This is a genomic window from Halobacillus alkaliphilus, assembly GCF_900113125.1.
In the GTDB taxonomy this organism is placed as follows: Bacteria; Bacillota; Bacilli; order Bacillales; family Halobacillaceae; genus Halobacillus; species Halobacillus alkaliphilus.
This window is the reverse complement of record NZ_FOOG01000042.1, coordinates 23,251-33,564: the sequence shown is the minus strand read 5'-3', so window position 1 is coordinate 33,564 and position 10,314 is coordinate 23,251. Positions and strand designations below refer to the sequence as shown.

11 protein-coding genes are annotated in these 10,314 nt (G+C 41.9%); 10 read left to right on the top strand and 1 reads right to left on the bottom strand.

Annotated elements, in window-relative coordinates; translation table 11 throughout:
* Positions 1 to 571 precede the first annotated feature (571 nt).
* Entirely contained in the window at positions 572 to 2,134 is a 1,563-nt protein-coding gene (locus BMZ06_RS17125; protein ID WP_089753892.1) for a bifunctional GNAT family N-acetyltransferase/carbon-nitrogen hydrolase family protein, read from the top strand.
* 15 nt (positions 2,135 to 2,149) lie between these two features.
* The gene (locus BMZ06_RS17120) at positions 2,150 to 2,875 is read left to right on the top strand and encodes an SDR family oxidoreductase (protein ID WP_089753890.1); all 726 of its coding nucleotides are present in this window, start codon (positions 2,150 to 2,152) and stop codon (positions 2,873 to 2,875) included.
* 103 nt (positions 2,876 to 2,978) lie between these two features.
* On the opposite strand, the gene BMZ06_RS17115 is transcribed toward BMZ06_RS17120, so the two are convergent.
* Positions 2,979 to 3,212 carry a YhdB family protein gene (locus tag BMZ06_RS17115; protein ID WP_089753888.1) on the bottom strand — a complete coding sequence of 78 codons (234 nt, stop codon included), beginning with the start codon at positions 3,210 to 3,212 and terminating at the stop codon, positions 2,979 to 2,981.
* A 192-nt stretch (positions 3,213 to 3,404) separates the two neighbouring features.
* Here BMZ06_RS17115 and BMZ06_RS17110 point away from each other — a divergent pair, with 192 nt between their 5' ends.
* From BMZ06_RS17110 to BMZ06_RS17075, 8 genes are all read left to right on the top strand, one after another.
* Positions 3,405 to 3,662 (top strand): hypothetical protein, encoded by a 258-nt coding sequence (locus tag BMZ06_RS17110; protein ID WP_089753886.1) that lies wholly within the window; start codon positions 3,405 to 3,407, stop codon positions 3,660 to 3,662.
* A 333-nt stretch (positions 3,663 to 3,995) separates the two neighbouring features.
* On the top strand, positions 3,996 to 4,535 hold the full coding sequence (locus BMZ06_RS17105) for a YhcN/YlaJ family sporulation lipoprotein (RefSeq protein WP_089753884.1): 540 nt from the start codon (positions 3,996 to 3,998) through the stop codon (positions 4,533 to 4,535).
* A 589-nt stretch (positions 4,536 to 5,124) separates the two neighbouring features.
* Entirely contained in the window at positions 5,125 to 5,622 is a 498-nt protein-coding gene (locus BMZ06_RS17100) for a GNAT family N-acetyltransferase (protein WP_089753882.1), read from the top strand.
* A 92-nt stretch (positions 5,623 to 5,714) separates the two neighbouring features.
* On the top strand, positions 5,715 to 7,127 hold the full coding sequence (locus BMZ06_RS17095; RefSeq protein ID WP_089753881.1) for a SpoVR family protein: 1,413 nt from the start codon (positions 5,715 to 5,717) through the stop codon (positions 7,125 to 7,127).
* A gap of 144 nt (positions 7,128 to 7,271) precedes the next feature.
* Positions 7,272 to 7,805, top strand: a complete 534-nt coding sequence (locus tag BMZ06_RS17090) for a hypothetical protein (RefSeq protein WP_089753879.1) — start codon at positions 7,272 to 7,274, stop codon at positions 7,803 to 7,805.
* A 186-nt stretch (positions 7,806 to 7,991) separates the two neighbouring features.
* Complete coding sequence (pyrH, locus tag BMZ06_RS17085) at positions 7,992 to 8,732, top strand: UMP kinase (protein WP_425431787.1); 741 nt, start codon at positions 7,992 to 7,994, stop codon at positions 8,730 to 8,732.
* A gap of 93 nt (positions 8,733 to 8,825) precedes the next feature.
* The gene (gene dat, locus BMZ06_RS17080; protein WP_089753875.1) at positions 8,826 to 9,716 is read left to right on the top strand and encodes a D-amino-acid transaminase; all 891 of its coding nucleotides are present in this window, start codon (positions 8,826 to 8,828) and stop codon (positions 9,714 to 9,716) included.
* Positions 9,717 to 9,829: 113 nt separating this feature from the next.
* On the top strand, positions 9,830 to 10,270 hold the full coding sequence (locus BMZ06_RS17075) for a hypothetical protein (RefSeq protein WP_089753873.1): 441 nt from the start codon (positions 9,830 to 9,832) through the stop codon (positions 10,268 to 10,270).
* Positions 10,271 to 10,314 lie beyond the last annotated feature (44 nt).

The window sequence follows — 10,314 nt, the reverse complement described above, 5'->3', positions numbered from 1 at the left end:
GTCCAGTCCATACGCCGCTGACCAAGGTGCTTCCGCTTTTAACCAGGGAGTCTCGTCGTTTCCTTCGCCACCCTAGCCACGTAAAAATAACGGACCCTTTCCAAGAGAGAATGCTCACCTCCTAAATTGCTCTATAACAAGCTTTTTCACATCGTTCTAGTATGAAAATAATCTCATCACCCCATGCTTTTTTCTCATCTAGCAAACAGTATGTTAGGTGGTTTCGAGTTTCTAATTCGGCAAGGTCCGTAGGGGGAACGATGTAGACACCTGCGAGATGAACATGATCGGTGAGATCCCGCAGGGCTGTTAAGCCCGAGGAAGCTCACCTCAAGGGATGTTCAACTAAGAACGCCACGTCGTATGGCAACGTCGAACGACCCTGAGTCGTGCAAGGCCGGAAAGCGAAATTGTCCCCCGAAGGACCTTCCGCTCAACAAATGTCTCGAAACTGAGTCTTCAAGTAACGGGAGCTTTTATGAAAAAATTATGTATGGGGGTACTGGACTCTGATTTTTGGGGTTAAGTACGATAGAATTGAGGGAAGAAAGACAATAAGGAGAGGGATAACGTGTCTAAAATAGATTTAACTCAATACGAAAAGAAAATGATTGTACGACATATGCAGGAAAAAGATATAGAGCAGATTTTTGAATTACAGCAAGTCTGTTTTCCTAACATGGAACCTTGGAAAAGAGACCATCTGGAAAGTCATTTGAAGATTTTTCCGGAAGGGCAGTTTGTCGTAGAGTTTGATGGACAGATTATAGGAAGCTGCTCCAGTCTGGTCGTTAACTTTGATGAATATGATGATCGGCATACGTGGGACGACATTACAGACAAAGGCTACATCACAAATCATGATCCGGATGGATACAATCTTTATGGTATTGAAGTCATGGTACACCCAGGATACCGCGGAATGAAGATTGGCCGCCGATTATATGAAGCACGTAAAGATTTGGCCAGGGAATTGAACTTGAAGAGCATTATCATAGGAGGAAGGATCCCAAATTATCATAAATATGAGGACGAGATGACCCCCAGGGAATATGTAGAAGAGGTCCGGAGTCAAAGCATTTATGATCCGGTACTCACCTTTCAAATTATGAACGGGTTCACGGTCATGCGTATCAACCCAAATTACTTACCGGACGACGATCTTTCCTCTAAATATGCAACGCTGATGGAATGGAATAATATTGACTACCGCGCACGTACGAAGCGACATTTTAAAACAAGTAATCCTGTTCGGATTATGGTCATTCAATACATGATGAAAAACATCGACTCATTTGAGGAGTTCAAAAAACAGTGCGAGTATTATGTAGATGTGGCTGCCGATTATGGCAGTGATTTTGCGGTCTTTCCTGAAATTTTCACCACCCAGCTCATGTCATTTTTAGAAGAAAAAGTTCCATCGAAAGCCGTAAGAAGATTATCGGATTATACAGAGGACTATATTGAAATGTTCACCCATCTGGCTGTGAAGTATAATGTCAATATAATCGGAGGCTCTCACTTTGTAGAGGAAGATGAAAAAATCTATAATATTTCTTACTTATTCCGAAGAGACGGAACGATTGAGAAACAATATAAGATTCATGTCACCCCGAATGAGCGTACGTGGTGGGGAATTCAACCTGGAGACGCCGTGAAAGTATTTGATACGGACTGTGGAAAAATCGCCATTCAAATTTGTTATGATATTCAGTTCCCTGAATTGGCCCGGTACGCTGTAGATCAGGGAGCGAACATTATTTTCGTTCCGTTTTGTACAGATGACCGTCAAGGTTACCTGAGAGTTCGTTACTGCGCTCAAGCACGTGCTGTGGAGAACCAGGTGTACACGGTTATCTCTGGTACTGTAGGGAACATGACGCAGGTGGAAAATATGGACATTCAGTACGCTCAATCCGGTATTTTCACTCCGTCTGATTTTGAATTTGCTCGCGATGGAATTATCGGAGAGTGTAACCCGAACGTAGAAACTGTTGTTGTTGGAGATGTGGATCTCGAGATTTTAAGACGTCAGCGCAAGTCAGGTACGGTAAGGCAATTGCAGGACCGCCGGCACGATCTTTTTCAGCTGGACTATAAGCTGAAAACAGAATTTAAGCCGGAAAGGACGTAAAGGAGGAAGGTTCCTTTGTTAAAAGACCAAGTGGCTATAGTAACGGGAGCTTCCCGGGGGATAGGCCGTGAACTGGCTTTCCAATTAGTGGCCAAAGGAGTTAAACTTTCAATTTTTGGAAGTTCTGAAGATATTCATAAGACGAGAGAGGATTTGAAAGCTTATGGATATGCAGATGTTCTTTCATTTACAGCGGATGTGAGCAATGAGAACGATGTGGATCACGTAGTTCAGGCAACGAGAAATGCCTATGGCAGAATCGACATTTTAATCAACAATGCAGGGATTGGGGAAAGCAAACCCGTAGAGTCTGTCACCGTCGAAGAATGGAAGAAAACGTTTGATATTAATGTACAAGGCGTGTTTCTTGCCTCAAAATCCGTGCTTCCGTTTATGAGAAAACAAAAATCGGGTACGATATTGACGGTCGCTTCTGATGTGTCGAGATATACGATTCCTGAGAATGGTTCTCTATACACCGCTACCAAATATGCGGTACAAGGGTTCATGGGATCACTAGCGCAGGAAGTGCGCAGGGATGGCATACGTGCGGGTACCATTAATCCTGGTAAAGTGGACCCGTATTTTGCAAACAGCACGCAAGGAGAACCAGAAAAATCAGATTGGCTTAAGGTAGAAGATATAGCTCAAACTATCGTTTATATGCTTGAAGCACCTAAGCATATGATAATTGATGAAATGCACGTTCATTCGATCCATCAGGATTATCCAAGAACGTAAAATAAGCAGACTCCGGTCTGCTTATTTTACATTAATAACCACCTCAGGTCATCCATATTATGGATGACCTGAGGTGGTGTTTTTTTACATTTTGCGATTTGATTTATCTGAACGCCGGGTAGGCAAGTGTTGTTTGTGCGTGGTCAATATAATTTAACAAAGCTTCATGGGACTCAAGCATCTGGCTTTCATGTCCCGGGTAGTAACTGGCATGCAGAAACGTCTCAATTTTTTTGGATAAAAACTGGTCTCGTGTGCGTACCATCAGGACAAGTAAATCATCCCACTGACCCCAGATCATAAAATGCAGTGCTTTGTCATAATCCTGATAATTCACTGGGTCACATCCTTCTTAAAAGGATTGTTTTTATTGTCTCCTATTCGGGTAATTATCAGTCAGAAAGTTCGTCACAATTTTGGGAAAAACGAGTGATTTTGAGCTTTTTTCCCACATGCGCAGTTGTGGTTTGTTATGATGGTATAGTAACTTTGAAATGTTTTTTAAGGTATATGAAGGGAGATTACAGTGGTGACCAAGAAACAATGGGAATATGCAAATTTTGGCGGGGTCATCGCCTTCGGGTTATTTTTGCTTTTAAGCTTCGTAACAGCTGAAGCAGATACAGTTCACCGTGTGATGGTTTTGATTTGCGAAGTTATAGGTGCAGTATTAGCAGTAAACGCATACCTTTCATTACACTATTTGAATGGGGAAAGAAGGTTTATTCCCTTCTCCATTATGGTTTTTTGGGTGCTTGGCTGGTTTATGGGATCGGATACGAAATAGGTGTGGAAGCTTCTACGAACTACAAATGGATTTGGTTCTTGTCCTTATACATAGTATTGATTGTAGGTTTTATTTTATTAAGGAAAATGTATGCTGGACTGACGGGTTCGTTTAAATTGCTGCCAATATTTTTGTTATTTGTTAATGCTATTTTATTCGTCTTTATATTATTTTTTAATATTTGGTGGAGTTTACCATTTTCAGGGTAAGAGGTCTTTCTTAGAAAGGCCTTTTTATTATGGGATTTGGTGGTTTATTCCGGCAGATGTTTCATCGCATATTTGCTTTTGAATTTCACATAATATGTGTAAGCTGCCTAAGGAGGAATAAACCATGAAAATAAGAGCATTTGCTATTGGTCTTTTAGCTGCTTCCTCTCTGGTCGCGTGTCAAGCAGAACAGGAAACAGGCACTGGCCAGGATAATTATGAAGGTGTGCAAAACACACGTTTTCAGCGAATGGCCGATAATATGTACGAAGAAGGTAACCGGGCTAACCGCTATGACAACGACCGCGGTATGGTTCATAATACGAATTATCACGTCGCTAAAGATGCGGCGGTTAATATTGAGAAAAATGTTAAAGGCGTCGACGAAGCTTACGTTTTAAAAACGCGTGATAATGCGTATGTGGCAGCAGTGATGGACAATAACAGCGGTGAAGAGAGTATGACGGACAAGGTGGAAGAGGGTATTACCAAGGCTGTAAAAAATACAGATCAGGATATAAACAATGTTTATGTTTCCACTAATCCCGACTTCATTGATTTAACGAATAATTATGTTAATGACGTGGAAAATGGAGAGCCTGTACGTGGCTTTTTCCAGGAGTTCGGTCAAATGGTTGATCGAGTTTTTCCAGAAGCAAAGTAGTTTAGATGAACCAGGTGCCTCGTAAGAGGACCTGGTTTTTTCTTGCAGAGAAGCCCTCCATCTCAATCAATTTGATATAATAGAGCCAATCATTTAAAAGCTATTTGTTCATTTTCACAAATGTATATTAAGCTAAAGGACCGGTTACTGTAAGACTCAGTTTCGAGATATTTTGTAGAGAAAGTGGCTTCAGGGGACGGCTTGGCTCGCTTTCCGCGGCCCTGCACGACGCAGGGGCGTTCGACGTTGCCACAGGACGTGGCGATCTTAGTCGAACATCCCTTGTGGTGAGCTTCCTCAGGCTTCGCCTTCCGGGATCTCACCGATCATGTTCATCCCGCAGGAGTCTTCACCATTTCCCTCCGCCCCTTTGTGATCATGGAGCGCTCGAAATTCTCAGCATAATCGCCTTCCAATGAACCAAGATCATCTATGGTCCATAGTGGTTTTTACGTGTGTTTACGTGTCCCTTATCCATCTAACGTCACGGACCCATTTATCTCGAGATCAAGTCTTCAACAAACGGGAGCTTTTAAGGGAAATCAACTTGGAGGTTTATCTGAGCTAAAACATAAAGGAGGTGCTTGTCATGAGAATCATTACACTTACGCCAATTATGGCTGAAGCTTACGTTAAGTTAGGAGAACAGCTGGAAGCGGAAACTGATTTTCTTTTATATGGGGCTGGGGAACGCCAGATGAGTGTGGAGCAGGCAGAATCCATGCTCGAAAGCATCCAGGAACAGGAGAATGCAGTTATACTGGCTGCTGAAAATGCAGGTGAACTGATTGGGCATATCATGTGTATTGGCGGGCGTGCCGAGCGAAACCGGCACACCGTTCAGATTGTTACTGGTGTCCTGAAAATGTATCAGGGACAGGGGGTCGCTTCTCAAATGTTCAGTAAAATGGAAGAATGGGCGCGGAAGAATCAAGTTCACCGTATTGAGTTGACTGTAATGGTACATAATGAGCCGGCTATCCAACTGTACAAGAAAGCTGGTTTTATAAAAGAAGGGGTCAAACGTGATTCATTATATGTAAATCATCAATGGGTAGATGAGTATGCTATGGCTAAAATCCTCTAGTCCCCAATGAAAGATTAGAAGCATCAATCTTTCATGTTCTCTCGCTCCTTCTCATATAGTAAGATAAGTGAAATCAAAGGAGGAGGGGCCCTTTGAAACCAGAGGACCAGAAACAACTGCACAATGCGATCAAGGAAATTACGGAGATTGCCAAGGGATTCGGTCTTGACTTTTATCCGATGCGCTATGAGGTTTGTCCTGATGATATCATTTATACTTTTGGAGCGTATGGAATGCCTACGCGCTTTTCTCACTGGAGCTTTGGAAAACAGTATTACAAAATGAAGATACAATATGATCTCGGTTTAAGTAAAATTTATGAACTGGTGATAAATTCAAATCCTTGTTACGCCTTTTTACTGAACTCCAATAGTTTGATTCAAAATAAACTGATTGTAGCTCACGTACTTGCCCATTGTGACTTTTTCAAAAATAACGCGCGTTTCCAGAATACAAAACGGGATATGGTTGAAAGCATGGCAGCGACGGCTGAACGAATTGCCTCCTATGATAAGTTGTATGGTAAAGCTGAAGTCGAGTCTTTCTTAGACGCTGTACTTGCGATTCAGGAGCATATCGATCCATCGATTGTAAGGCCCAAATTAGCCTGGACGATGGATGAAGATGAAGAGAGTACTGAGAAATCCATATCCACTCCGTACGATGATATTTGGAAGATTGATGAGTCGTCTTCGGAAGATCAGTCCATGTACCGTAAGAAAAAGAAATTCCCGCCAAAACCTGAAAAGGACTTGCTCTTGTTTATTGAACAATACAGCCGCGAGCTTGAGGACTGGCAGCGTGACATCTTAACGATGATGAGAGAAGAGATGCTTTATTTCTGGCCACAGCTGGAAACAAAAATCATGAACGAAGGCTGGGCTTCTTATTGGCATGCCAGAATTTTGAGAGAGATGGATTTGACCAGTGATGAAGTAATCGACTTTGCCAAGTTAAACGCGAGCGTCGTGCAGCCCTCGAAAACTCAGCTCAATCCTTATTACTTAGGATTGAAAATATTTGAAGACATTGAGTACAGGTATGATAACCCGACGGAAGAAATGAAAAAGCATGGCATTCAGGATAATTCCGGCAGAGAAAAGATGTTTGAAGTTCGTGAAATTGAATCAGATCAAAGCTTTATCAGGAACTATTTGACCAAGGAACTTGTGCGTCAGGAAGATTTATACTTATTTCAAAAGCAAGGGCAGAAATATAAAATTACGGATAAGGACCATGAGGCGGTAAGGGATCAGCTGGTCACAATGAGAGTCAATGGAGGTTTCCCTTATATTACGGTTCAGGACGGAGATTATATAAAGAGCGGAGAGCTATATTTAAAGCATCATTATGAAGAGGTTGAACTGGATGTCAGTTATTTAGAGAAAACCATCCCTTACGTTTATCAATTGTGGGGACGTCCGGTCCATTTAGAAACAAGAATAGAACATAGAGATGTAGTGTTCAGCTATAGCGGTAAAAAAATACAGAAGAAATACTTATAATAGCGAAGACTGTCGATGTGGGGACTTACTAAAGCCCGCGGAGACAGTCTTTTTTACTATCTTGGGATTGTTACGCGGAGGTCTGTAAAATATCTGGTATAATATTCTAAAGATTCATTATATCGGATGCGAGAGGTGGAAGCGATGAAAGCACTCCGTTGGACACTGTATGGTTTTCTGGCTGTTCTGCTGATCGTTATTATTTTTTTTCAGATCAACAAAGACTTCAACCAGCTTGCGCAGGGGGAGACATATCCCATGACAGCTTCCCCTGAAAGACGTCCTGTTTCTCTTACTTCTTCGCCACTCGAGATTGAAGGTTCAGGTGTCCAGGTTACTCCGTTGTACCATGGTCTGGATACAGGAAAACTCTATCTGGGAATTTCATACGGGAAATTAGATCTGGCACAAAAGAAGAATTATAAGTGGAAGAAAGAGGAAGGTGCTGTCCAGTTTTTAGTCAAGGTTGTAGATACGAATGGGACAAACTTTAGTGGAGAGACGACAGGAACGGTAAAGGGAACATTTTCTACTTTTCAATATGTCCAGGTGGAAGATTTTGAGGTGCACGAAAAGACCGAGAATCTCTCCCTGTTATTCTACCCGCTTATTGATAAAAAAGGGAAAGATGTTCCCAGCGAACAACCAAGCTTTCAAGTCAACGTACCTCTACAGTGAAGAAACGTTACTTCCCTTACAGCATATGATACAATGATGAGTAGCTAATAACAGGAGAGGAGCGGGAACTATGAAGGCCTTTACACATCGTTTGGTTAAACCAATGGCCGAATTGTTATTTCCGCTCCCGCAGTAGAGCATAGACTTTTGTCTATGCTCTTTTTTTAAACCGGGGAGGACAGGTTGATGAGGTATAAACGTGTACTGTTGAAAATCAGCGGTGGGGCACTCAGTGGGGACAGCGAGGAGAATTTTGATCATAATAGCCTGGAACATATAGCGAATGAAATTCTGAATCTGACGGAAGCCGGTGTGGAGGTTGCCTTGGTAGTAGGCGGAGGGAACATCTTCAGAGGAAAAACGGCAGAAGTGTGGGGAATCGATCGAGTCGAGGCTGATAATATAGGAACCATAGGCACTGTGATTAACAGCCTGATGCTTCGCGGGGTTTTAAAAAATAAAACAGAGAAAGAAGTCCGGGTAATGACTTCGATCCCGATTACTTCCGTAGCTGAACCCTATATACGCTTAAAAGCCATGTATCACCTTGATAAAGGTTATATTGTCATTCTGGCGGGTGGAAACGGCCAGCCTTTTGTGACGACCGATTATCCTGCTGTACAGCGTGCGATTGAATTGGAGTGCGATTCCATTCTTGTTGCTAAGCAGGGAGTGAATGGCGTATATACGGCGGATCCTGTAACGAATCAGGATGCTAAATTATATGGTAATTTAAATTATAATGATGTTTTACTACAGGATATTCAGGTAATGGATCAATCGGCCTTATTGTTAGCTCGGGACCATCAAGTACCTGTACACATCTTTAATTTCAATCAGTCGGGAGTCATGATGGACTTGTGCAAAGGAAAAAACTTCGGTACACTCATTTCCAATCAACCATCTACATTTCAGGAAGAACTGTAGGGGAAATGATGGATTATAAGTAAAAACGTGTTTGAATATATTTTTTTTGATAAACTAGGCGTTAATGAATGAATTTGTAAGGAGGACGATCTCATGACAATTTATGATCGCATATTAACAGAAGATGATTTTATTCATCAGAATGAACTCCGCTATCCGTTTGAGGAACGGGGATTGCAGTTCGGCGATGGCATTTACGAAGTTATCCGCGTATATAACGGCAAGTTTTATCTGTTAAAAGAACATGTAGAGCGTTTATATAGATCAGCAGCCGCTGTAAAAATAAATGTACCCTATACACAGGAAGAAATGTATGATCATTTAAAACGTTTATTGGAACTCAACCAGGTAGAAAGCGACGCGAAAGTGTACTTACAAATCACTCGTGGTTCTGCCCCAAGGAACCATGCGTTTCCTAAGGACATAGTAGCTAACCTGTATGCTTATGTTAAAGATTTGCCGCGTCCAACGGATTTAATAGCCGGTGGCGTCCACACCATTACCCATGAAGATGTGCGCTGGGACTGGTGCTATATTAAAAGCCTGAATCTGCTTCCAAATGTTATGGCCAAACAAGCAGCTGAAGAACAAAATTGTTACGAAGCGGTGCTTCATAAAGACGGCAAAGTTACCGAATGCAGTTCTTCCAATGTGTATATGGTGAAGAATGGTAAGGTTTATACACACCCAGCTAAGAAAAATATTTTGCACGGGTGTGTAAGAATGCGTGTAGAAGCTTTCTGCGACTCCCAGAATATTGATTTTGTAGAAGAATCGTTTGAAATTGAAGACCTTCAATACGCAGATGAATTGTTCCTATCCAGTAGTACATCTGAGATTATGCCAATCTTAAAAGTAGACCATCTGCAGATTGGAGATGGAAATCCAGGAGCTGTGACGCGTCTTCTTCAGCAGCGGTACGAAGAGGAAGCCGGTATATCTCCGGATGCCTCGATTTTCAGCAGCAATCAAAAAGCTCAATAAAAAAAGCGGTTTGCTTGGCCCTTGGCCGGCATACCGCTTTTTCGTTCTTTGGAGTTATAGAAAGGAATTATGATATAATTCCAACGAACCATTGATGAAATGGAGGAATAAGAATGGGAAAAGTCAATCTTGAGCTATCTCAGAAACAGTATGAAAAATTAGTAGAGACGGTATATTTGGGCACTTGGATGGTTAATTCCACCCGCATGGAACTGGATGACGAGTTTGAGGATGTACGAGAGCTTGTGCTTGCCAAGTATAAAGAAGCGGGGCTTGAGGATCGAGTTGTTCATCAGGAGGAAATGGATGTTTATGATTTGGATGTTGATTATGAATCTAAGCTGCTTGATACGTACGTAGAGGAGTACGATGAGTTCAGTTTCTGGGATAAGCTGGTCGAAAAACTCGCTGATAAAGAAATGGCCGAGCGTTATGGGGCGAATCAGGATAAGATGACCGATGAAATGATGGAAGAACGTGTGCAAATAGAAGAGAAAATTGGTAAGAAGTTAGAAGAAACTGGAGTAACAAAACTTAATTTTACCGACGAATAAGAAATATAAAAAGCGTGAAACAGTTATGTTTCACGCTTTCTTCG